Source organism: Halalkalibacter okhensis (assembly GCF_000787375.1).
GTDB classification, from domain to species: domain Bacteria; phylum Bacillota; class Bacilli; order Bacillales; family Bacillaceae_D; genus Halalkalibacter; species Halalkalibacter okhensis.
Map to the genome: position 1 here is coordinate 195,885 of NZ_JRJU01000004.1, position 24,348 is coordinate 220,232.

The 24,348-nt window shown below is 41.8% G+C and carries 22 protein-coding genes; 1 reads left to right on the plus strand and 21 read right to left on the minus strand.

All coding sequences use genetic code 11. The annotated features are described in order from the left end of the window. Positions 1 to 12: 12 nt before the first annotated feature. From LQ50_RS05300 to LQ50_RS05320, 5 genes are all read right to left on the minus strand, one after another. The gene (locus tag LQ50_RS05300; RefSeq protein ID WP_034626808.1) at positions 13 to 981 is read right to left on the minus strand and encodes an L-carnitine dehydrogenase; all 969 of its coding nucleotides are present in this window, start codon (positions 979 to 981) and stop codon (positions 13 to 15) included. Beyond that, complete coding sequence (locus tag LQ50_RS05305) at positions 978 to 1,874, minus strand: beta-keto acid cleavage family enzyme (RefSeq protein WP_034626810.1); 897 nt, start codon at positions 1,872 to 1,874, stop codon at positions 978 to 980. Before LQ50_RS05305 ends, LQ50_RS05300 begins: the two co-directional genes overlap by 4 nt. Positions 1,875 to 2,210: 336 nt before the next feature. Next, entirely contained in the window at positions 2,211 to 3,023 is an 813-nt protein-coding gene (locus tag LQ50_RS05310; protein WP_034626812.1) for a GNAT family N-acetyltransferase, read from the minus strand. A gap of 45 nt (positions 3,024 to 3,068) precedes the next feature. After that, positions 3,069 to 3,635, minus strand: coding sequence for a DUF4256 domain-containing protein (locus LQ50_RS05315; protein ID WP_034626814.1), 567 nt, complete (start codon positions 3,633 to 3,635; stop codon positions 3,069 to 3,071). Positions 3,636 to 3,825: 190 nt separating this feature from the next. Next, positions 3,826 to 4,317 (minus strand): DUF6022 family protein, encoded by a 492-nt coding sequence (locus tag LQ50_RS05320; protein ID WP_034626815.1) that lies wholly within the window; start codon positions 4,315 to 4,317, stop codon positions 3,826 to 3,828. A gap of 149 nt (positions 4,318 to 4,466) precedes the next feature. Here LQ50_RS05320 and LQ50_RS05325 point away from each other — a divergent pair, with 149 nt between their 5' ends. Then, a complete protein-coding gene (locus tag LQ50_RS05325; RefSeq protein ID WP_034626879.1) occupies positions 4,467 to 5,147 on the plus strand; it encodes a MerR family DNA-binding transcriptional regulator in 681 nt (226 codons plus the stop codon). Between the two features lie 14 nt (positions 5,148 to 5,161). Here the strand turns inward: LQ50_RS05325 and LQ50_RS05330 are convergent, their stop codons facing one another. The 16 genes from LQ50_RS05330 to LQ50_RS05415 all read right to left on the minus strand — a co-directional run bounded on the left by LQ50_RS05330 (position 5,162) and on the right by LQ50_RS05415 (position 23,894). Then, positions 5,162 to 5,479 carry a hypothetical protein gene (locus LQ50_RS05330; protein WP_034626881.1) on the minus strand — a complete coding sequence of 106 codons (318 nt, stop codon included), beginning with the start codon at positions 5,477 to 5,479 and terminating at the stop codon, positions 5,162 to 5,164. A 91-nt stretch (positions 5,480 to 5,570) separates the two neighbouring features. Further along, positions 5,571 to 6,110 carry a TetR/AcrR family transcriptional regulator gene (locus LQ50_RS05335; protein ID WP_034626816.1) on the minus strand — a complete coding sequence of 180 codons (540 nt, stop codon included), beginning with the start codon at positions 6,108 to 6,110 and terminating at the stop codon, positions 5,571 to 5,573. A 227-nt stretch (positions 6,111 to 6,337) separates the two neighbouring features. Next, on the minus strand, positions 6,338 to 6,835 hold the full coding sequence (locus LQ50_RS05340) for an acyltransferase (RefSeq protein ID WP_034626817.1): 498 nt from the start codon (positions 6,833 to 6,835) through the stop codon (positions 6,338 to 6,340). Next, positions 6,832 to 7,479, minus strand: coding sequence for a pyrophosphatase PpaX (gene ppaX / locus LQ50_RS05345; protein ID WP_034626818.1), 648 nt, complete (start codon positions 7,477 to 7,479; stop codon positions 6,832 to 6,834). Before ppaX ends, LQ50_RS05340 begins: the two co-directional genes overlap by 4 nt. Then, entirely contained in the window at positions 7,469 to 8,422 is a 954-nt protein-coding gene (locus tag LQ50_RS05350; RefSeq protein ID WP_202595355.1) for a nucleoside recognition domain-containing protein, read from the minus strand. The genes ppaX and LQ50_RS05350 overlap by 11 nt, the downstream gene beginning before the upstream one ends. A gap of 614 nt (positions 8,423 to 9,036) precedes the next feature. Continuing rightward, a complete protein-coding gene (lgt, locus tag LQ50_RS05355; protein ID WP_034626819.1) occupies positions 9,037 to 9,903 on the minus strand; it encodes a prolipoprotein diacylglyceryl transferase in 867 nt (288 codons plus the stop codon). Positions 9,904 to 9,976: 73 nt separating this feature from the next. After that, on the minus strand, positions 9,977 to 10,915 hold the full coding sequence (gene hprK / locus LQ50_RS05360; RefSeq protein ID WP_034626820.1) for an HPr(Ser) kinase/phosphatase: 939 nt from the start codon (positions 10,913 to 10,915) through the stop codon (positions 9,977 to 9,979). A 737-nt stretch (positions 10,916 to 11,652) separates the two neighbouring features. Beyond that, positions 11,653 to 11,997 (minus strand): phage holin family protein, encoded by a 345-nt coding sequence (locus tag LQ50_RS05365; RefSeq protein WP_034626823.1) that lies wholly within the window; start codon positions 11,995 to 11,997, stop codon positions 11,653 to 11,655. Further along, positions 11,994 to 12,197: a PspC domain-containing protein gene (locus LQ50_RS05370; protein ID WP_034626825.1), complete on the minus strand. Its 204-nt coding sequence runs from the start codon at positions 12,195 to 12,197 to the stop codon at positions 11,994 to 11,996. Before LQ50_RS05370 ends, LQ50_RS05365 begins: the two co-directional genes overlap by 4 nt. 69 nt (positions 12,198 to 12,266) lie before the next feature. After that, entirely contained in the window at positions 12,267 to 13,373 is a 1,107-nt protein-coding gene (locus LQ50_RS05375) for a DUF4097 family beta strand repeat-containing protein (RefSeq protein WP_034626826.1), read from the minus strand. Positions 13,374 to 14,295: 922 nt separating this feature from the next. After that, complete coding sequence (uvrA, locus tag LQ50_RS05385) at positions 14,296 to 17,166, minus strand: excinuclease ABC subunit UvrA (protein ID WP_034626828.1); 2,871 nt, start codon at positions 17,164 to 17,166, stop codon at positions 14,296 to 14,298. 7 nt (positions 17,167 to 17,173) lie between these two features. Next, positions 17,174 to 19,156 (minus strand): excinuclease ABC subunit UvrB, encoded by a 1,983-nt coding sequence (gene uvrB / locus LQ50_RS05390; RefSeq protein ID WP_034626829.1) that lies wholly within the window; start codon positions 19,154 to 19,156, stop codon positions 17,174 to 17,176. Between the two features lie 1,252 nt (positions 19,157 to 20,408). Next, a complete protein-coding gene (locus LQ50_RS05400; protein WP_034626832.1) occupies positions 20,409 to 20,639 on the minus strand; it encodes a DUF2187 family protein in 231 nt (76 codons plus the stop codon). Positions 20,640 to 20,839: 200 nt separating this feature from the next. Next, positions 20,840 to 21,064, minus strand: coding sequence for a DUF2198 family protein (locus LQ50_RS05405; protein ID WP_034626833.1), 225 nt, complete (start codon positions 21,062 to 21,064; stop codon positions 20,840 to 20,842). A gap of 53 nt (positions 21,065 to 21,117) precedes the next feature. Continuing rightward, complete coding sequence (locus LQ50_RS05410) at positions 21,118 to 22,305, minus strand: PDZ domain-containing protein (RefSeq protein ID WP_034626884.1); 1,188 nt, start codon at positions 22,303 to 22,305, stop codon at positions 21,118 to 21,120. Positions 22,306 to 22,424: 119 nt separating this feature from the next. Next, a complete protein-coding gene (locus LQ50_RS05415; protein WP_034626834.1) occupies positions 22,425 to 23,894 on the minus strand; it encodes a S41 family peptidase in 1,470 nt (489 codons plus the stop codon). Positions 23,895 to 24,348 lie beyond the last annotated feature (454 nt).

Below are 24,348 nucleotides of genomic sequence, written 5' to 3' on the forward strand. Positions count from 1 at the left end.
CCTCCCTGCCTCTTATTTAGTTATGAGATTGTTAGATTCCGGCCAATATTTCTCGGCAAGATCTAGCAATTCTACTAAAAATTCATTACGCTTCTGTTCTAGTTCCGAGATCGATACATCCCCAGCATGGCTCTCACAGCCTTGAATCACTTTCTCTTTCAACTCATCTGTTAATTCAGGCGCTTCTAATTTTGTCCATGGTAGTTTAAGCGCAGGACCAAATTGCTCGAGCATATGGCGCATCCCTTTTTCTCCTCCAGCTAAGTGGAACGTTAAGAACGGTCCCATCTGCGCCCAGCGAAGTCCCGCACCATAAATAATCGCTGCATCGACTTCTTCAGTAGTCGCAACACCATCATTCACAAGATGCAAGGCTTCACGCCAAAGGGCTTCCATGAGCCTGTCAGCTAAGTGACCTTCAATTTCTTTATTAATGACGAGTGGCTTCATTTGGACCGATTCATAAAACGCTGCCGCTTGCGTTAAAACAGCTGGTGTTGTGGCTTCACCACCGACTAATTCAACAAGAGGCAAAATGTAGACAGGATTAAAAGGGTGAGCAACAATCAAACGCTCCGGGTTCGTGAGCCCTTCCTGCAATACAGAAGGCATAATCCCTGACGTACTCGACCCGATAATCGCCTCAGGCTTCGCGAATTGATCAATGCTCGCTAAGACGTTTTTCTTTAGTTCTTCACGTTCCGGAACATTTTCTTGGATTAAATCAGCATCCCTTACTGCTTCTTCTAACGTTGCAACGAAGGTTAAACGATCCTTGGAAGCACCAGGAGCTAGACCTAACTTTTCTAACGATGGCCAAGCGTGATCGATCGTGTTGCGTGTTCTTTCTTCAGCGCCACTTGCAGGATCAAAGGCAACGACATCATATCCTTGGGCAAGAAAGCGAGCAATCCATCCATTCCCGATGACACCGGTTCCGATGACAGCTAGTTTTTTGAATTCCTGTTGATGGTTGGTCATTTGTTATCGCCTCCGTATGGGTTTCTCAATCCGAATTGTTCACGTGCTTCTTGTGGTGTCATGATCCCAATTCCATTGCTCGTAATCAGGTTCACGGCTTTTTCTACCAATTGATCATTTCTAGCAAACACACCTTTATCAAGGTACAAGTTATCTTCTAGACCGACACGTACATTTCCACCTAACATCGCTGTTTGAAGCATGATCGGCATTTGCATACGTCCAATGCCAAATGCTGACCAATGGGCATTTTCCGGAAGACGGCTCTTCATATACATCATCGTCTCGACATCAGCATCAGCACCCCAAGGAATTCCTAGACAAAATTGAAACATGGGATCTCCGTCAACTAACCCTTCATCAATCAGCTGTTTCGCAAAACGAATATGCCCAGTGTCAAAGCATTCCAACTCTGGCTTCACACCACTCTCTTGAACGAGCTTGGCTTGTTGACGTAGCCAATCGGTTGGGCTCAAATAAATCATGTCGCCAAAGTTCACGCTCCCGCAGTCAAGTGTGCACATTTCCGGCAGCAACTCCCCAACAGGCTTGTGACGTTCTTCTGGAGTTTGCATGTCCGTTCCATCTCCCCCAGCAGCTGGTGTCGCTAAGCTTGGGATGAAGTCGCCTCCTCCGCCTGAGGTTATGTTAATAATGACATCTGTTTCCGACTCACGAATGCGATCAACAATCTCTCGGTAATGATCGACGTTGTGACTAATTCCTCCCGTCTCAGGATCTCTCGCATGAACATGAGCAACAGTTGCTCCTGCTTTTGCTGATGCAATGGCAGCTTCAGCGATTTCCTTTGGTGTCACAGGGACATGTGAACTTTTTTTCGTTGTATCCCCCGCGCCTGTTACGGCTGCTGTTAATAAAATCTTTTTTGGCATCATGTCTCCCCCTCTTTGTATACATAACGTACTTTGTTTTGTACTTTTATTACTTAACCATCCGGACGGTTTATTTATTCACAATCAAAACTATACCATCCAGACGGTAATGTACGCAAGGGTACTTACAAAAAGAAAGGGATTTCAATGTCGAAATCCACATTCTTTTGTCGACTCCACCTATTGCCACACTAGGATTTTCAAGTTCATTCGATTTTTTCTAAATAAAAGAGAACAAATAAAATCAGTCGAGGTTAATGGAGGGAATGGATAATTGTACAACCTATTAATTTAAATAGAAAAAAACGCTCAGATTTCTCCGAGCGCATTTTGACGTTAGGATTTGGATGTGAATTCATGACAAGACAAAGTGAAATCAACAATCGAAAGCTCAGCCGTTGTTTCAAAACCTAAACTTTCATAAACATGTACAGCAGGTTGATTTTCTTTCATAACACCGAGGTAGACGTCCGCGGAAAGTTGTTTTCCCATCCAAGTAAGTTGACTTGTTAAGAGCTTACCAAGTCCTCTTCCTCTATATTCTGGTTTGGTGATAATGTTTCCAATCTCGACAAGTTGACGATCATAAAAATGAAAACCACCCACAGCAACGAAGTCTCTACCATCTTTAATACCAAGGAAAGGACACCCTTTGATTTCACTTCGAGTGAAAAATCTCATTCCACCCTTTCGTATAAAATCAATGGCCTCAGAATACTCTTCCTCTTTTATTCGTTCAGCTCTGTTGTCTTCTAGTAATTTAGCCTGATCACCATGCTTCATGGTTAAAAAGCGTTGCGGATTTCCTGTAATCAGACCATAAGATTGAAATAGCTGAAGGTCACGATCACAAAGGATCGTACCACAAATAACATGTTCATCGAGTTGAAGTGTCGTTCTAGTAAATGTGATTAATTCGTGGAAATAGACTTGTTGATTGTTCGCACAATAAAAAGAAAAAGCAGGAAAGGACAGCTCACTTGTATAAGCTAAAACAGCCGTTAATTGATGATTGACAAATTGACCAATGAATTGAGCGCTATCCCTTCGTTGAGTTAAATAGCTATAAAAAAGCAAATGCTGTTCTCGATCAATCTGATCGATTAATTGAATCACTGTTTCTTGCGTAAGCAAACGATGGAAAATCATTTTTAATAGCCTCACATTAATCTTTCTATGTATTTTTATGAAAAGTTACACTTTTAGCGAGCCACGGAACCCCCTAGCAGCATAATAAGAATCGGCTCCATTGTGGTACATAAAGACCGTGTCGTAGCGGCGATCACAAAAGATAGCCCCGCCGAGTTTTCTAATATGATCCGGCGTTTGCACCCAGCTTGATGTTTTCCGATCGAAATGGCCAAGTTGCTGCAACTCTCGGTATTGTTCTTCCGTTAATAGTTCAACGCCCATGTCAACAGCCATATCCATCGCGCTATTTTCCGGTTTATGTTTTTTCCTCGACTCTAGTGCTTCACGGTCGTAACAAACACTTCTGCGACCTTTAGGGCTTTCTGCGGAACAATCATAAAAAAGGTATTCGCCCGTCTTCTTATCATGGCCAACAACATCTGGCTCACCACCAGTCAACTCCATCTCATTAAGTGACCATAGTTTTTCAGTGTTAGCTTCTAGCTTTGCTTCAACTTCAGTCCACTCTAGACCTTCATGACGGTTCATGTTTTTTTCAAAGCGGTCTTTCAACGTTCTGATTAATTCTTCACGTTGTTCTAGTGACAATTCCTTTTGGCTCTTTGGCATATTTGTTTCCTCCTTGTTTTTATTCATAATAGTATAAATCCTCAGACTGGTTAAATAACTATTACGACTATTTTAACATGTCCTTGTTTTATAAGTATCGAATGTCTATTATGCAACACATTACGCATTGCTTACTATGAAAAAACGAACACTCAAAGATCACTTTAAGCGTTCGTTATATGTCTCTTATTTATTCTTCTTTTAGCTTACGAATCTCCTCCATAATTTCGTTTCGTTCAGTTCCCGAAAATACCATAAACTTTGGAGGAGCTGGAAGGGCAAACTCAACATGAGAATGAGATAATTCAAAAAGCAGCGTACCGATCTGTTCTTCATGCTGATCTTTAAGAACAATCCAGAAAATCCTTGTTTCGTGTGCAGGTGTCCCCCATTTCGCTTTTTCTAAAGAGTTATTAAAATTAAAGCATCCTGCAATAATAAAATCATTTTCTTTTGTTTCATCTGCAGATTGATACCCATTTTGTTGCAGTTCTTGCCAAATAGGTGGGATAAGTTTGTCTAAGTACATCCCATATGTTGCATCTTCATATTCAGGAAAAAGTTTTTCTAGTTCCGGAGCGTGTTCCTTTAGCACCGCCTTCCAATGGTCGTTCAAATAATGTGTTCCTGCTTGTCCAACTTCTTCAATCGTCATGTTAGGATGAATGTTTACTCGTTTCATTTAATCCCCTCCGTTTTTTTTCACTTACAAATACACCGTACAACATTAAAGCGAATTGTAATGTTTGATCTAAAAATCATTAACATATCAATAGTTTTTTTGATAAACTTTATAAATAAGTTCAGGTAAGGGGGAGAACATTGTCCAAGATGAGACCTATTGATATAGCGAGAAAACTACAAATTAGCACAAGCACGTTAAGAAGTTACGAAGCACGCGGAATCGTTCCGAGCCCTCAAAGATCGTCATCAGGTTATCGTTTATACACAGATGAACATTTAGCCTATTTTGAATGTATCCTAGCCATGTCACCAGGCTTTGGTATGGACATAACCTCAGCCGTCTTAAAAAAGATACAACTAGGCGAACTTGATTCTGCTCTGTGGATTATAAATAAAGCGCAAGTGGGAAATTACGAGGATAAAGCTACCATTCAACAGACCATCGTATTTCTGGATCACCTTCCCTCTAAACGAATGATGACCATTGGTGAAGTGGCTACAGAAACAAATGTGCCTCCCTCCACCATTCGCTACTGGGAAAAGGAAGGCTATCTTACTTCCATACGAGAAGGAGAGAACAACTATCGACTATATGACATGTTTCAACTATTGAAGGTATTGCTGATGAAGTCAATGCAAAATGAAGTGTACTCTGAAGAATCGGTACGGATAAAGAATACGATGAAAAAGTTAGATCTCCATGACATACAGCGAATGAAGCAACTCATCTCTATCATTCAAGAGAAAGTGAATAAACGGAATCATATGCAGTTACAAGGTTTAGCATTTCTCGATCAATTATGTAAAAAGCTGAAATTATATTCATAACTTTAACGTGTTCATTAGAAGGGATTTTCCCCTCTTATAAAAGGGATAACTATGATATAAATAGCCACACAACATAAAACCCAATATAGCTTCAATTCGAGAAACTTCCGGTAAAATCCAACATGTTTAAATAAAAAAAGCCCCATGATCACGGTGTAGATGACAAATAAAAAGAATGAAATCCCAAACCAATTTACCCAGATATTTCCGGTAAATTCAATGCCGAAGCTACCATAGAAAGCCTCAGCCACACTCACCGTCAAGTAAAAACCTAAAGCTAAAAAGAAAAGTAGCTCAATCGACCTTCCTACGTCTTTTATAAATACGAGCAAACGATTCACTCCTCTCTGTTTTGATGTACAAAAAGCAATAGGGGTTGTGCCAAAAGTCTGTTTATGAACTTTTGAGACAACCCCCTCCCTTTTACTTTTCACTTATCCATTCTCTCAACGTCTTATAAACGTTCTCTTTCTTTTCATCACCAATATGATAGATATCAAATAGCTCAGCTAACCAGATTCCATCTGTTGCAAGGCGAATGATCGTTGCCTTAACTGGATCAATGCCATCATGCTCAATGGAATCTTGCCATTCGGTATAGAGCTGCCGAATGGGGTCGAGCAGCTCGGAATTGACTGCTTTTGCTGCTAATAGCCCTGAATGCATATCTTTATTGGCATAAGCTTGATTAAACGTCACATCAACATAGGCACGGATCCATTTTCCTTTCTCAATAGGGTCCATGTCGGCGTTATCTGCGATTTTTTCTCGATAATTGTTCGCTAAATGCTCAACCATCCCTTTAACAAGCTCTTCTTTTGAGGGGAAATGATAGAGCAGACCACCTTTGCTAATCCCTGCTTCTAACGCTACAGCCTCTAACGTTAAGTTAAATATTCCCTTTTCACTGACAATTTTAGATGCAGCGTGAAGAATCTCTACTTTCCTAGAAGTTCTGCTCATCTGACTCTCCTTTTAAAAAAAATTCAGCCCTAACTATACCATCCGGACGGTTCATTATCAACACTATATATAAAATTTACATAATATGTTGGTCAGTTTTGACTCAGATCCATTTTTTTATAACAGAAAGACAAAAGTCCAGAACAGTATGGGATTAGCGATGCTCCCTACTCAGGGATTTCGTATTGTTTCGGGGGTGTCCCAAATGTGACACCCCTCCTACGATCCTAATCCTCAACTAGCTTCTCTCGAATAACCTGCATTGGATTGCCTCCAACAAAAGCACCCGCTGGAACATCTCGATACACAAGCGTTCCAGCAGAGACAACAGCGCCATCACCAATCGTCACCCCTGGTAATATCGTCGTATTGGCACCAATCATAACTTCATCCCCAATCACGACATTGCCGAGTCGGTATTCTTTGATTAAATACTCATGCGCTAATATCGTTGTATTGTAGCCGATAATCGAATTCTTCCCAATTGTAATTCGTTCCGGAAACATGATATCCATCATCACCATTAAAGCGACAGCGGTCTCATCGCCTACCTTCATTCGAAGAAACGTCCGATATAGCCAATTTTTCACACCAATCCATGGGGTATAGCGAGCAATCTGAATCACAATGAAATTTTTCATCACCTTCCAAAAAGGAACGGTTTTGTAAATCTGCCAGAGCGAATTGGCCTCTTTTACTTCGTATCGCTCTGTCTTTCTGCTCATTTACTGTCCACTCCGACAATCGCTAACAAATCGCGCATGTTCGAGAGCGTATAGTCCGCTTCAAACGTCTTTATTTTTTCTGGCCCTTTAATCGACCAACCCACAACAGCGGTTGGGACACCTAAGTTCTTACCCGCTTCTACGTCAAATAGACTGTCGCCAATCATCATGGCTGATTCCTTAGTAGAACCTAGTGCTGCAAGTGCCTTTTCAAGTGGCTCTGGATCCGGCTTTGCCTTTGTCACATCGTCGAGTCCAATCACGACATCAAAAAATTGATCCAATCCAGTCAGCTTTAAGCCCATTAGAGCTGTTTCTCTAATTTTTGTCGTCACAATGGCAAGTTTGTAGCCTTCTTTATGAAGGCGCTCAATCGTTTCATATACCCCTTCATACTCGGTTACAAGTTCATCATGTTTTTCATGGTTAAACGTGCGATATGTTTGAATCATCTCATCCACCCGAGTGGCATCAACCGATTCAAAGCTGTCTCGAAGTGGCGGCCCAATAAATTCAATCGCGTGCTCGCGCGTGTATTCGCCAGGCTTATAATGCTCTAAAGTATGAAGAAATGATGCAATAATTAGTTCATTTGTGTTGATCAACGTACCATCTAAGTCAAATAATAATGTATCAATGTTCATAAGTCGCTTCCTTTCGCTCTAGCTCTTGTTTTTTGTCCATACGGTTCCAAATGTAGGCAATCGCTATCGTTAATAAAATGGCGGTGACAAGGCGTATAATTAATAACGGCCAAACCGGGATCCCGAGTGGAATAAAGATGAGTGTATCCTCGATGACAGCATGACAGGCTACGAGGAAAATAAAAACTAAATATAAATCCTTTTTCTCTACTCCGTCTTCCTTTACTGCCTGAATCATCACCCCAGCTCCAAAGGCAAGGCCAAATAACAGACCCGATGCTAGAGTGGTGGACGTATTTTCCTTGATTCCTAGCATTTTTGTAAAGGGAGCCATCGCTTTTGATACTAATTTTAACCAGTTTCGTTCTTTCATAATCTGGACAACGATCATTAACGGAATGACGACCATGGCAAGCTGAAGAATGCCAAGTGTCGCACTCGTCACTCCTTGCCAAGCAATGTCAAGCCACCCATTTACCTCTGGCTGTCCACTACTAGAAACAAAGCCGTACTGCGCGGTTTCTTGTCCGCCCTTCCAAAAAAGATTAATCATAAAAGCAGCGAAAAGCGCAAGCCCAATCCGAACAGCTAGCACAACCGACATCCGTATGCCCACTTTTGTCGCAACTGCTGATTCAACAAATAGATTATGGGAGAAAGAGAGCATCACTGCTAGAATAAATACTTCTTTCACCGTCAGTTCCAATGTCAATATCGCACCGATCGCAGCATACAAATTTAACACATTCCCAAGCACAAGCGGAATCGCCGCCTCACCCGGCAATCCAATCCATCCCATAACTGGAGCTAATAAACCCGCCAGCCAGCCAAGAATAGGTGTATAGCCTAATATCGTCACAATTAATGTGATTGGAAAAATGATCTTCCCAAGCGTCCAAGTCGTCTGTAACCCGACAAGAAGACCGCGCTTTAGCATCCCCATTGGTCTCTCCCTCCACTTACTTCCCGTTCTATTTTTATGTGGGTAAGTTGTTTATTTTTTATGAAACTTTTACTTCTCTCGCCATATTTTCTCGTTTCCCGAAATAATAAAAAAAGGAAGATCGCAGAAGGCATTAAAAAAGGCGGTTTTCCTTTTTTAGTGCCTTCGATGCAATGAGCGGAACCGTTGCCCTTCTTTTAAGCTTGCTAAGAGTGGGTTTCATAGGTGCAAACTTGCTTTGCACCGGCAGCCGACTTTAGGAGGCTCATGTTTCTCTTAGCAAGCGCGCAACGTGTGCAGCCATTGCGGCTTCCTTGAGTCACTTCCAACGCCTTTTCCCTTAATACGTGCGTACATGGTTTGCGGTGGCTCCTCTCGCCGTGCGCTGTTTGAGAAGATCGCTCAAACAGTTTAAAACATTACGGCGGTTCCGCTCACCGCTTCGAAATAATAAAAAAAGGAAGATCGCCTTTTCATTAATAAATGCGTACATGGTTTGCGGTGGCTCCTCTCGCCATGCGCTTTTTGAGAAGTTCGCTCAAAAAGCTTAAAACATTATGGCGGTTCCGCTCACCGCTTCGAAATAATACAAAAAGGAAGATCGCCTTTTTGTATTATTTCTTCTTCTTTTTCTTTTGGTTTTTGGTTGTTTGTTTCGTTTGTGCGGTTGGTGCTAGGTCATGATAGTTTGGTGTATTTGGTTGTTTTCGGCGATAGATCGTGAAGATAACCGCTCCAACGATTAAAATTATAGACATTACTTGGGCGGTTTTTAGGATGCCCCCAATTAATAAGTAATCTAAGCGAACGATCTCAAGGAAGAAGCGGCCAAATGAATAGTACACTAAGTACGTCATGAAAATTTCACCTTGCTTCAAGTTGAACCGTCGTAAATAAATCAGCAAGAAAAAGCCGAGTAGATTCCAAATTGATTCATATAAAAACGTCGGATGATAATATGTACCATTAATGTACATTTGATTAATAATAAAGTCTGGTAGCATTAACCCTTCTAAAAACTCTCTCGTTACTGGACCACCATATACCTCTTGGTTCATAAAATTACCCCAACGTCCAATCGCTTGAGCAAGCAACAAGCTTGGTGCCGTTATATCGGCAATTTGCCAGAAAGAGTACCCTCTCTTTTTCGCAAACACATAGGCTGTCAGCATTCCTCCGATGACTCCACCGTGAATCGCGAGCCCGCCTTCCCAAATATAAAAAACACGAATCGGATTATCCGCAAATTGCTCCCAACGGAAAATAACATAGTACAGTCTAGCGGACAATATCGCTATCGGCAAAGCAAATAACAATATATCTGCATACATTTCTTTTGGGTAGCCCCGCTTCACAGCTTCTCTCGTTGCGATTAAGTAGCCGATAAACACTCCTAACCCGATTAACGCTCCATACCAATAGATCGTTAGAGGCCCGATCTCTAGAAAAACTCTGCTATATGGTTGTATCGTCTCTTCCACGTTTCCACTCTCCCTATCTATAATCAAAACAAGGCGCGTTCATATTCGAACACGCCGCCATTATACCACATTCTTAACGAAATTCGTCGTGATCGCCCTCTTCAATAACATCGGTTAATCGTTCTGAAAACTCTTGAGCCGCGTCAAAGCCAAGACGCTTGAGTCGGAAATTCATCGCTGCCACTTCAATAATAACAGCCAAATTTCGTCCTGGTCTTACAGGTACGGTTAATTTAGTAATTTCTGAATCAATAATTTTCATTTTCTCTTCTTCTAAGCCAAGGCGGTCATAGGCCTTCTTTTGATCCCATAGCTCTAAATTTATGCATAAGACGATTCGTTTATGAGGTCTAACTGCCCCCGCACCAAATAACGTCATTACGTTAATAATTCCTAACCCACGGATTTCAAGTAAATGCTGAATCAAGTCTGGCGAACGCCCGACAAGTGTCCCTTCATTCTCTTGACGAATTTCAACTGAATCATCCGCTACAAGTCGATGTCCACGTCGCACTAAATCAAGTGCGGTTTCACTTTTCCCGACTCCACTATTTCCGGTAATCAACACACCAATTCCATAGATATCGACAAGCACCCCATGAACAGCTGTCATCGGTGCAAGTTCACTATCTAAAAACGTTGTTATGCTACTACTTAAACGCGTAGTTGGCACGCTAGATCTCATTAAAGGAACGCCGACTTTTTCCGCCGCGTCAATTAATTCAGAAGGTACTTCCAACCCACGTGAAATAATAATTCCAGGCGTATCATATGTACATAGCTTCAACATTCTTTCTTCTCTTTCATGTTGCTTCAAATGCTCAAAGAATGAAAGCTCCGTTCGACCTAAAAGCTGCAAACGTTTTGCTGGGTAATACGTAAAATATCCAGCCATCTCAATTCCAGGTCTAGAAAGATCACTCGTTGTAATCGGACGATAAATTCCTTCTTCTCCTGCGATCAATTCTAAGTTAAAACGCTCTAATAAAGTATTTGCTGTAACCTTTGCCACTTTGCTAATCCCACCTTCACATCTCTATGCTAACAAACGGAGTGAATACCTTTTCCATTTTAGCATGTTTTACCCGAGAGCATTTCATACTGAAACAAATTTTTTTCGTGAGAAGGACAGGAATTTTAAAAAACGTCCTTCATCAAAAGCGAGAAGGATGTTTCTAAGGTCGTGTTGTTGAGTTTGGGGTCTTATCTGTGGGAGGAAGAAAAGGTTATTGAAAAAAGGTGCGACTTTCCACTAGCTTGCAGAAAACAGGAATATTCTTGCACAAGTCAACGCAGGGGAATGACACTCCGCTTTCCGCGGGTGCCCGGTGAGCCTCCTCGGTATACATGCCAGCGGGTTCTCACACGTGGGTCACTGGTCCCGCAGGAGTCTCCGTGTCATTTCCCTGCTAGGGTTACTTTTTTATCTTTAAATGTATTTATTTTACAAATGTATATTGTGTAGAGATAAAAAAAGGAACACCGCTCAAGAGTGACGTATCCCATACAAAAATTCGAGACTTCTGAAAAAGTCCATTTTAGTAATTTCGAGGAAGCAGCAATGGCTCCACACGTCGCGCGCCAGCTACGAGAAACATGAGCCTCCTAAAGTCGGCTGCTGGTGCAAAGCAAATTTGCACCTATGAAACCCACTCATAGCAGGCTAAAAACAAAGCAACGGTTCCGCTCATTGCTTAAAGGCCACTGATAAAGGTAAAAATCGTACCTTTTCAGCGGCCCTCAAAAATTCTATCTTTTTCGCATTGGTTTAACCACAAAGGTCTGAATGATTGCGATCAAAATGGCGGCTAAAATAGCCATTCCAAATCCATCAATGACAAAAGCACTTCCCATTATAGCAGCTGTTAGCATAAGTGTAATCGCACTTATGACAAATAAGAAAAAGCCTAGTGTCAAAATAGTAATTGGTAAGGTTAGCACAACAAGGATCGGTCGGACAATCGCGTTAACGATTGATAAGAGTAAACTCGCAATAAATGCCGCCATAAATCCCGATATATGAAAACCATCAAAGAGATATGCTATCCCCATTAAAATCAATGCATTAATGACTAATCCAATGATCCATCTCATGTCTCTCTCACATCCTCCTCATTTGGAATGACGAAAATAGCAATGATGTAACCGACAATAAATGGGAAAAAGCCTGTAACAAAGAACAAAATTACCGCTAACAAACGAATAATGGTTGGATCAATCGAAAAATACTGTGCTAGTCCACCACATATGCCTGCTAATTTGCGATCATATTGCGTCCTAAACAAACGTTTCATTAAATCTCACCTCTTTCTTTTATAGTGGGAGGAAGACAAATAAAAACATTTGTCTCCCTTATTTCATTGTTATTTTTGATCTTTTACAAGGACGGACCCTGTATTGGTCAAGGCATTGACCTTCACACGCGGTGACGAGTGTTGATTTCCAATAAAATTCAATGACTTTTGAGCGAATTCTTTCTTCTCTTCTAACGTTTCGTAATCATCCATATCAATCGTAAAGCCACCTACATTCGTCTTCAACTTTCCTTCAATCCGGTTTTCCTTTGGAATGAATAGATGAATGCTGCCTGTCGTCGCCTTTAAATCAGCATAGCCTGATTCCACTAACTGATCAAGCTCATACGTGATGGAGCCATTCACGGTTTCTGCATCAAAGTCTTGAACTTTTCCTGCTAAGGTAATTCCGCCATGAATCGTTTTCGCATCAAATACATCGATTTCTACTTGATTGTAATCAATCGCTCCATTGACCGTTTCAGCCATGACTTTTTTAGATTTGATGGTCGAGAATTTTAATGGACCATTAATAGCGTTAACGTCTAATGTATCAGTTTCAAATGACGCTCCTTCAATCTTACCATTAAAGGTGTATAGCTTAATATGGTCAAACGTATCCTTTGGCACATATACCGTTGTTTGGACTTTGATTGATTTTGTTTTCGTATGGAAAAGCAACTTTCGCTCATCTACACGAAACGATGACTCTTGTAAAAAGACGCGGCGGGCCTCATCACTATCCTTTACCCGATATACCTTCGCTTTACACTCGACTCTTACATCTGATTCATCCCACGGTTTAAAAGTAATGGATCCATTTTCAAGCGCAACATCTACTGATTTCGGTGCGATATCACGATGTTGAAAAATGTGATCCACTTCAACCGATGATCCAAAATTAAAATCAAGATCTACATCCTTAATTTTTTGAATCGTACTTTCAATAAAAGAGGTAAACATACTTGCCGTTGAATTGGCTGCATGCCTTGCACGCTGACGATATTGATCGCCCTCATCCCAATTAACCTTTGTCGAAACCTCTCTTGGTGATGCCTCTTGTTTAGTACTCGTACCTGAGTCACCCTTATCCATAGCCTCTAGCAACTTAACTCCCTCTTCAGCAGTAATCTTCCCATCTTCAATCATCTTCAATACCATCTTACGTTCTTCCAACTACCTCACTCCTCATTTATCAATATGAGCAAAAAAACCAACAATATGATCCCTACACTATTGTATTACGAACCAAAAGGAAAAGATGTTTCAAAACAAAAGAAAAAAGTGGGGTTCTTTTTTCTTTTGTTTTGAGCAATGTGCGGAGCCGGAGTTTTGGCTTTAGCCTTTTGAGTGCTCTTCTCAAAAGGCGTACGACGGGCGCAGCCATTGCCAGCCTTCCTCGAATGAAAAAAGTGGGGTTCTTTTTTCTTTTGTTTTGAGCAATGCGCGGAGCCGGTGAGTGGATTAATCACGACATGCACCGTGTTATTTTGTATAAAAAACTAAATAGATCTCTTCTTTCTTTTTTATCTCAGGTCTTAAGAGACTTTGAATCTTAACTTGGTCACTTTCTTCTGCTTTTGGGCTCCTGACTCCTCTTCTACTACCCCACTTTTCCCATTCCCTCTACATTCGGGCTCCTGATCCCTCTTCTACTTCCCTACTTTCCCCATTCCCTCTACATTCGGGCTCCTGATCCCTCTTCTGTTTCCCCACTTTTCCCATTCCTACCACATTCGGGCTTCAGATCCCTTTTCTGCTTCCCTACTTTTCCCATTCCTACCACATTCGGGCTTCAGATCCCTTTTCTGCTTCCCTACTTTTCCCATTCCCTCTACATTCGGGCTCCAGATCCCTCTTCTGTTTCCCCACTTTTCCCATTCCCTCCGTATTTCGTACTCAAACTCCCACTCTAACACCCTACTTTCCCCATTCCCTCCCTTTTATGTACTCAGCTCACCAACTCTTCAACTCCACTCCGCTCACCAACACATATCCTGTAACTTCTTCTCATCTACCATTAGCTTTCACCACAACGTACAAAAATACCACCACAAAAAAGACGTGAGTTCACCGCTTCTCACGTCTTCTGATCCTATTACGTCGTTAATTCTTTCTCTCTTACTAACTGATTCATCCGTTCTTTATCTCGCTCCAAAATTGGCTTTAAATACTTCCCTGTATAGGACCCTTCGACTTCTGCTACTTCTTCTGGCGTTCCTTGTGCGACGAGTTTTCCGCCTTTGTCGCCGCCTTCAGGTCCTAGATCAATAATGTGATCGACCGTTTTGATCACATCTAAATTATGCTCAATAACAAGGACGGTGTCGCCATTATCGACGAGGCGCTGCAATACTTTTAGTAAGCGGTCAATGTCGTCAACATGAAGCCCCGTTGTCGGCTCATCTAAAATATAGATCGTGCGGCCTGTTGCGCGTTTATGAAGTTGAGATGCTAATTTCACTCGTTGCGCTTCCCCGCCTGAGAGCGTTGTAGCTGGTTGGCCAAGACGGATATAGCCGAGCCCTACGTCAACAAGCGTTTGGATCTTCCGGTTGATCTTTGGAATATTAGCGAAAAACTCTAATCCTTCTTCGACCGTCATCGCCAAAACATCAGCAATCGTTTTGCCTTTGTACGTAATTTCGAGTGTTTCACGATTGTAGCGCTTGCCCTCACATACTTCGCACGGTACATACACATCAGGCAAAAAGTGCATTTCAATTTTAATGATTCCATCTCCGCGGCATGCCTCGCAGCGGCCACCTTTGACATTGAAGCTAAAGCGGCCTTTTTTGTAGCCTCTTACTTTTGCTTCATTTGTAAGAGCAAAGACGTCGCGAATATCATCAAATAATCCCGTGTATGTAGCTGGATTGGATCGTGGCGTTCGTCCAATTGGAGATTGATCGATTTCAATCACTTTATCGATTTGGTCAAGTCCAACAATCTCTTTATGCTGACCCGGCTTATCTTTTGCCCGGTGAAGCTTTTGTGCTAATGATTTGTAGACTATTTCATTAATGAGTGTACTTTTTCCTGAGCCAGACACCCCAGTGACCGCCATGAACACCCCAAGAGGGAACGTGACAGATACATTCTTTAAATTGTTTTCACTTGCTTTTTTTACGGTGAATGCACGTCCATCTGACTTCCTTCGCTCATTTGGAATTGGAATGAATTTTTTCCCGGATAAATATTGACCTGTTAATGAATGGTCATCATTCATAATTTCCTCAGGAGTTCCTTGTGCGGTAATTTGACCGCCATGAACACCTGCCCCAGGACCGATATCGATAATATAATCAGCAGCTATCATTGTATCTTCATCATGCTCTACGACAATGAGCGTGTTCCCTAAGTTACGCATATGTTCGAGTGTTTCGATTAAACGGTCATTGTCGCGTTGGTGCAATCCAATTGATGGTTCATCTAAAATGTAGAGAACACCCATTAATGAAGATCCAATTTGTGTAGCTAGTCGGATCCGCTGTGCTTCCCCACCGGATAAGGTCCCGGCTGAACGGCTTAGTGACAGATAATCCAAGCCGACATTGATTAAAAATCCTAATCGGTCCTCAATTTCTTTTAATATTAAACGAGCAATCGCCATATCTTTATCGGATAGCTCCAGCTGTTCAAAATAGATTTTGGCATCTTTTACAGAGAGCGACGCGATTTGTCCAAGGTGCTTGCCGCCAATAAAGACAGCTAGTGCTTCTTTTTTCAGACGATAACCTTTACAAGTCGGACAGTGCTTATGTGTCATGTATGTTTCCATTTGTTCACGAACAAAATCTGAGCTCGTCTCTTTATAGCGTCGTGCAATATTGTTTACGACTCCTTCAAATAAGATGAGGTTTTCGCGGATTTGGCCGAACTCATTTTCATAGCGGAAATAGATACGCTCTTTTCCGCTTCCGTATAACACTTTATCAAGTAACGCTTCTGGGAGCTGTTCAACCGGGAGATCCATATCAATTTGATAATGATCGCACACCGCTTCTAAAAGCTGTGGATAATACTGCGAACTCGTCGACTCCCATGCGGCTATAGCCTGCTCGTTAAGTGATTTCGTCCGATCTGGGATAACGAGTTCTAGATCGACTTCTAGTTTTGAGCCTAAGCCATCACATGAAGGACAAGCACCGTATGGACTGTTAAATGAAAACATACGCGGCTCAAGCTCTGGAATTGAAAAGCCACACTCTGGACAAGCATGATGCTGGCTAAAAAGAAGCTCCTCTTCACCAATCACATCAACAAGAACCCGCCCGTCGGCTAATGCAAGTGCTGACTCGAGGGAATCAGCCAAACGCGTCTCAATTCCTTCCTTAATCACAATTCGGTCGATGACAACTTCGATGCTATGCTTTTTGTTCTTATCAAGTTCAATTTCCTCTGCGACTTCACGCATCTCCCCATCAACTCGAACGCGAACATAGCCTTGCTTTTTCATATCTTCCAATACTTTTACATGCGTTCCTTTACGGCCTGAAACAAGCGGAGCTAAGATTTGCATTTTGGTACGCTCCGGGTATTCTGTCAGACGGTCAACCATTTGTTGAATCGTCTGAGATGAGATTTCAATTCCATGCTTCGGACAAACAGGTTTGCCTATTCTGGCATACAACAAACGCAAGTAATCAAAAATCTCCGTCACGGTCCCTACCGTTGAACGAGGGTTGCGGCTTGTCGTTTTTTGGTCAATCGATATGGCTGGCGATAAGCCTTCAATGGCGTCTACATCCGGTTTATCCATTTGGCCAAGAAACTGACGGGCATAGGCAGAAAGAGACTCGACATAGCGTCTCTGACCTTCCGCATAAATCGTATCAAATGCAAGTGACGATTTACCTGAACCAGATAAGCCCGTTAAGACAACAAGCTTGTCGCGTGGAATCGTTACGTCAATGTTTTTTAAATTATGAGAGCGTGCTCCTTTTACAACTATATTCTCTAATGCCACCGTTTCCTCACCCTTCCGCTTTTAATTCGAGAACGAGGTCACGAAGTTCAGCTGCTCGCTCGAAGTTTAATTCGCGCGCGGCCTCCTTCATTTCCTTTTCCATTCGTTCGATCATGGCTTGTCTTTCTTTTTTGTTTAACTTTTGTGTTGGTGCCGTTGTGTAAGAATCTTTCTCCCCGTCTTCAGCGACCAATGTAGCTTGAATGACATCTGGGATTTTCTTTTGAATGGTCTGCGGTGTAATGCCGTGCTTTTCATTATGCTCTTCTTGAAGCGATCGACGACGTTTCGTTTCATCAATAGCTATGTTCATCGATTTAGTCATTTTATCGGCATACATAATGACATGCCCGTTTGCATTTCGTGCAGCACGTCCAATCGTTTGAATAAGAGATCGTTCAGACCGCAAGAAGCCTTCTTTATCAGCATCTAAAATGGCGACAAGTGAGACTTCTGGAATGTCGAGCCCTTCCCGGAGCAAGTTGATCCCAACGAGGACATCAAACGTTCCCATTCGAAGCTGACGAATAATTTCAATCCGCTCTAAGGTTTTTACTTCCGAATGCAAATAACGCACACGAATGCCAATTTCTTTCAAATAATCGGTTAAGTCCTCAGACATTTTTTTCGTCAATGTCGTGACAAGAACTCGTTCATTGCGCTCGACACGTGCGTGGATTTCTCCAATTAAATCATCGATTTGCCCTTCAATTGGACGAACATCTATCGTTGGATCAAGCAAGCCCGTCGGTCGAATGATTTGCTGAACCATCTCTGGTGTATGCTCAAGCTCATACGGTCCAGGCGTTGCTGAGACGTATACAGCTTGATGGACCTTCTTCTCAAATTCTTCAAATTGCAGCGGTCGATTATCAAGAGCCGATGGCAAACGGAAGCCGTGATTCACAAGGACCTCTTTCCGCGCTCGGTCCCCGTTGTACATTCCTCTTACTTGAGGAACGGTCACATGTGACTCATCCATAATTAGCAGGAAATCCTCTGGGAAGAAGTCTATAAGTGTATATGGGGTTGCTCCTGCTTCACGAAGGGTGAGATGGCGTGAATAGTTCTCAATCCCTGAGCAAAAACCCATCTCAGCCATCATCTCCAGATCGTAGCGCGTTCGCTGTTCCAAACGCTGAGCCTCAAGTAATTTCCCTTCTTCATGCAGTTCTTTCAACCGTGCTTCAAGCTCAACTTCTATGTTTGCTATCGCTTTTTTCATCTTTTCTTCTCGCGTAACGAAGTGGGAAGCCGGGAAGATGGCGACATGGCTGCGCTCGCCTTTGATTTCACCAGTTAGTGCGTCAACCTCGGTCATTCGATCAATTTCATCGCCAAAAAACTCAACACGAATACATTGCTCATCACGGGAAGCTGGGAAGATCTCAACGACATCTCCACGAACCCTAAACGTACCTCGTGTAAAATTGACATCATTGCGGTCGTATTGAATGTCAACCAATTGGCGGAGAAGCTCATTTCGATCCATCTCCATCCCGACTCTGAGTGAAACAACGAGTTCACGGTATTCTTCCGGTGACCCTAAACCGTAAATACAAGAGACACTGGCAATGATGATCACATCATTGCGCTCAAATAACGCACTCGTTGCTGAGTGCCGAAGCTTATCAATTTCATCATTGATGCTAGCATCCTTTTCAATAAATGTATCCGAACTAGGCACATACGCTTCTGGCTGGTAGTAGTCATAGTAGCTGACAAAGTATTCGACGGCATTGTTCGGGAAAAATTCCTTGAACTCACTATAGAGCTGACCAGCAAGAGTTTTGTTATGAGCCATAATTAACGTAGGCTTGTTCACTTCTTTGATTACGTTCGACATGGTGAACGTTTTCCCCGTCCCTGTTGCTCCTAGCAATGTTTGATGCTTTTCTCCTTTTTTCAAGCCTTCCACAATTTTTTTAATTGCTTCAGGCTGGTCCCCTTCCGGTTGATAGGCTGATACCAACTCAAACGTTTCACTCAAACCAATTACCTCCCAACGAACTGTTCTTAAGTAAGAAGTATTATACCATAGACTACCAGTCTCAAAGCAAATAATACGAACATTTGTTTTTATAAAATTCATTTAATAAAAATTCATAATATTCCGTTTTCCCTCAAAGCGGAATGGCATTACGTCCATTATCGAGGCAGTCTTTCGTTTTTAACTCATTAACTCAACTTTCGCACCAATAAATCCCTAATTAATGTAAGGTATATAAGAGCTTGTGACATTAAAGTTTGCTCCTTGACAATACGTTACCTATGAAAAACATCTCACCCTGACGTTTCATTGAGTGACGAGAACCACGCAAAAAAAGCTCGAATCCGGAGCTCGACCGATCGCTGCAGAAATGCTCGCTCCGCGTCCTGCGGGGAGGCGCCGAGCTAACTGGCTACGCCAGTGGATCTCGGCTCTGCCTCTAGTTCCCGCGGGAGTCTACGCGGCATTTCTTCCGCTGAAGATAGCGGTGCCACCAGTTTGTCCATTTTAAACACACACTTGAGGATCTCCTAAAACACACCACTAAACGAATACAAAGAGTGATCAAAAGTCAATTGCAGAAATGGGTTGTGGGTCTGACTAGCTAGATCAAGGGTTGCCTGCCTATTTCAGCTTGCGAAAGTTGAGTCATTAAGTATAAATGAAAAATCCACTAGTTCATTCATTTGACGAAGTATACGATCTTTAGGGTCAATCAGTTCATAAATTCCCGAATATAGACTGAGTTGATATCATGAAATTCACCTACATCTTTGTAATACCTAAATATAAAATAAAATGACAGTTAAATGTTTGATGAAAATTAAACTTTAGACTGTAGATAAAAAGCCTTTAAGTTTAATTTCTCAAAGGTCTTTTTAAGCTATTTCTCCTATTTTCTTTTGATCGTTGAAGAGTAGGGAATTTCTATCTTTCCTCTCAACAAAGCGGACAGGATGGGAGGGCCGACTCCTGCAGGAGGGAAGGGCAGGTTGAAATCCACCGGCGCAGCCGGTTAGTTCAACGCCCGCCTGCAGGTGCGTGCCCCCCATCCCGGGAGCGATGTCGAAGCTACTTTTCAAATCGGAAACAAACGAGCACTTTTTCAGTGGTCTCATGTAGAGGTAGAGGCTCGCCACCTCCTTGCAGGTGCGAGTGGCTGGATCTCAGGTGGAACGAACAGGTTGTATTCACCCAACCCCAAAAAGAAGAACCTCTAAAATTCCAATGAATTTTGAGGTTCCTCTTTCTATTAGTTCGTCTCTTCTAAAATTTCATGAGTTCTTTTATAGTTCTTATGGTTCACGGCTGTTCTTGAATAAGGAAAATCAGCTTCTCTTCCTTTTACCGGAAACTCCAAAAATTCTGCTGCCACACTATTGTTATACACAGCAATAACTTTCATTTCTAGCCCATCATAAATAATTTTTTCATTTAGAACGGCTGCATTTTCATTTATTTTCTCTTCCTTATCAAAAGCCATAAAAAACTCCTCTTTTCCACAATCTTTTTTACGTATCCTTTTTAGTTTAAAATGATCGTTCTATTAAGATCAAGTCATTTTTGTAGATTTTTTGATTCAATTTTTACCAGCATATGGAGAGCGAATGACAAAAGAACCCGGAACAAGAAAGGGGTGCCCCCAAAGGTCATAGACAGACCTTTGGGAACACCCCTTCTTTATTACATTCCTTGTTTGAGCTTTAATCTTTTTCTAGCAATGATTAAGCCAACGATAAATGAGATTATGGCCAGCACCCCAACAAACCATGATTGCTGATGAACTTGTAAAACAAATAAAACAATCATCCATGTCACGATACACGCACCTAGTAGACTAAACGTAACTCTTGTGACAACAATCATTAAAAGAAACGGGATGACGAGGGCAAGGACTAGGTCCAACATTCGTCTGTTCAAGCTCCTTTTGCTCTTGCTATTTTTTCTTTCTTTGAATCGACCTATACGATCGAATCTTGCAAATCTGTATCATCCTTCACTAATAATACACCAAGCTGATGATGTTCCCCATCATAAAGAGCTCCTTTAGCAAAGCGCACTTCCCCTTCATGATTTAAGACATCTACTTTAGCAAAGGCCGAATTGATTTGCAGCGCTTCATAAAAGCTTGTCTGATCAACAACTTCTTGACCGTTAATTCTAACAATCGTTTCACCAACGACGATATTCATTTTTTCAGCGGGACTACCTGGCAAGACGCCAAGAACAATACAACCCTTTGATTGACTAGAGAAAAAAGCAGGAAGTTTATCATCATGCTTTTTCGTAAGATAGGAAAGCAACTCACGGCTCAAAATAGCTAGTCCACCTAAAATGACCGCTAAAGCAGGCACAAAATAACTACCCACAGCTAGGATTGCAAATAGAATGCCTAACCCTATCACTCGAAATCCAGTCGTTCGAATAGGAACGTGTGGAAGCGCTCCTCTGACTCGCTGTTGAAACCCGATTAAAAATGGAACGAGTACAGGTTGTAATCCTACATCGGCGACCGTTAAAACAGGCCAGAATGAAAAAGCCGGAATGATTCCTTCAGGGATAAAGAGTACAATTGGGACCATCCAAAGCCTTTTGGCGATATGTATACCAACCCACTTGCCACGTTTGCTTCTCTCAAGGAGCGGCGACGTGTATTTTGCCCCATTCATTCGCACCAAAAATCCCTCTGCTAGAGCCATAATCGCTAATAATATAGCTGGAACGAAGATAGGTATTTGCGACAAAATATCATATAAAGGCGTAAGCGGCTCAACCGTACGTAATAACGGCTCAAAACCGTATAAGAGCAACACGACTCCAAGTACAAACGTCGGTGAGATCCAGCGTAGCTGTGTTGTCAGCGCACAAATAATATAAATAATTGCTAGCACCGCAACAAACGGCAACGTAATCGTAAGGCCTAACGCAACCGTAACCATTGAGACTATGACACCTAATACGACTGCAGATATAAACGGAATCGTAATATCCGCCATCCGACCATACACTCTCGTATGAAATGAGAGTCGTTCTTTTTTCACGCGATTGCCAGAAAATAAATACACAGCAAACAGACCTATATACAATAGGGGGTTAATTAAAAAATAGACTAAAAGGATTCCAATACTTTGTAAAATGTCATTTAGCATAGTTGTATCTCCTTCAACTATTCTTCCTTTTAACGTATCACATTTATGCAAAAAGGTACATCCTTCATTACGCGAAGGATGTACCTTTTTCTTTCGACATTTATCGCAAAATACCTCTTTTACTCATTCGTTTGTTCTACTAACAACTCAATTGCTCGTTGCAACTGTTGATCATTTTCTTTTTCACGAACGATATCTACTGTTTGTTGCTGAATCATCGCCGCTGTCTCTTCATCAATCTTTCCAGTTGGCTCTAGGTTATTGGAGCGCTGAAAGGCAATTACCGCCACTTCCGTCTGCTCACTAAAGTAGCCATCTGTTCTTCCAGGTTCATGTCCTAGACCTTTTAACATGATTTGAGCATTTTTAATTTGCTCACTCATCATATCTAGACGCAATTCCCCTTCTTCTCCAATGGAAATCGGAGCTGTATAGAAGTAATCGGGTTGTTTCACCTCAACCGTCGGCTCCACACCTACTCCATTAATATCATTACCAGCGGATGTTAACCATCTGAATAACGACAGTTTTAACTCACTTCCATCACCAAGCTGTATCGTTTGTTGAACGGTTCCTTTTCCAAACGTTTGCTCTCCAACGACATCATACCCTCCACCTTCGATTAACGCAGCTGATAAAATTTCTGATGCTGATGCTGATGCTCGATCCGTTAAACCGATGATTGGGTAAGGCTTACGCTCATCCAAATTAGACATGTAACGGATTTTTTCTCCATCACGGTTTTCAATTTGAACAATTGGTGTATTGCTAGGAATAATCAGTTTCCCGATATCTTCTACCGCATTTAAGTAACCACCAGGGTTTCCGCGGACATCAATGAGCAATCCATCAATCCCTTCGTCCTCAAGAGCTTCAAGCTTTTCTTTAAAACGATCGGCCGTATCTTCAGAGAATGATGTAATTTCAAGTAAGCCGAGTGTTTTGCCGTCACGCTCGATCACATCGGAACGAACCGTTTCAATTGGAATCAATCCACGCTCAACCGGAACTTCAAACAGGTCACTTTGGCCAGCCCGTTCAATCGTTAAGTTGACAATCGTCCCTTTTTCCCCACGAATTTGTAAGACCGCTTCATAGAGAGACAGACCTTCGATCGATTCCCCATCAATTTCAATGATTTTATCATTTGGTTGAAGTCCTGCTTTTTCAGCTGGCGACTCACGAAATGGAGCAACAATGGTTACTTTCCCGTCCGTCATGCTTACCTCTGCTCCAATTCCTTCAAAATGAGATCCAAGTGACTCCACAAATTGCGTGGCCGTTTCTTGGTCCATATAAACAGAATAAGGGTCTTCTAACGTCCGGAGCATCCCCTCAATCGCGCCTTCATATAACTCTTGCTCGCTCACTTCATCGACATATTGTTCATGGATAATTCCTAAAGCCTTTTGGAACTTTCCTAAAAGCTCCTCATCCGTCAGTTCTGATTGTGCTTGTCCTCCACTTTCTAATGGATCTGATACAGCTGTATCAGTCTCCATACTAGGTTGGCTCGTTTGGAAGTAAAAACCAAATGCCCCTAACACGAACACGGCAGCTATGATCATAAGAACTTGCTTTTTGTTCATATCGCTATCAACTCCTACTATATCTACAACTTCATTTATGACAGCCTATCCAATCTGTTATGCGATCATAGAAAGGAGAAGGCAAAAACCCTATTTTCTTCTTTCCCATCAAATAATGGAGTATCACTCTAACCTATGCTTTTTCAATCGATATTATGTTTTGGTATTCCCTTCATTTTAGTCAATGATCGGAAATAAGTCAAAGCTCGCTAACGATGAAAACCATCGCCATAAAGGGTTTTTGGTAATATGTAAAAATGAGGAGTTTTGTGGTAAATAGTTGAAACCAAACAAACGTAAAAGCCTTATGAAAATTTTTCTATTGTCGGTTAATGGATACACGCAATCTCTAAAAGCTAGATTATCATGTACGCTCTCAGCTTATGCAAAAACTTCAATACTATTATTATTTCTTCCTCGTTTTATTAGCAAAAGAGGATGACTAAGTCATCCT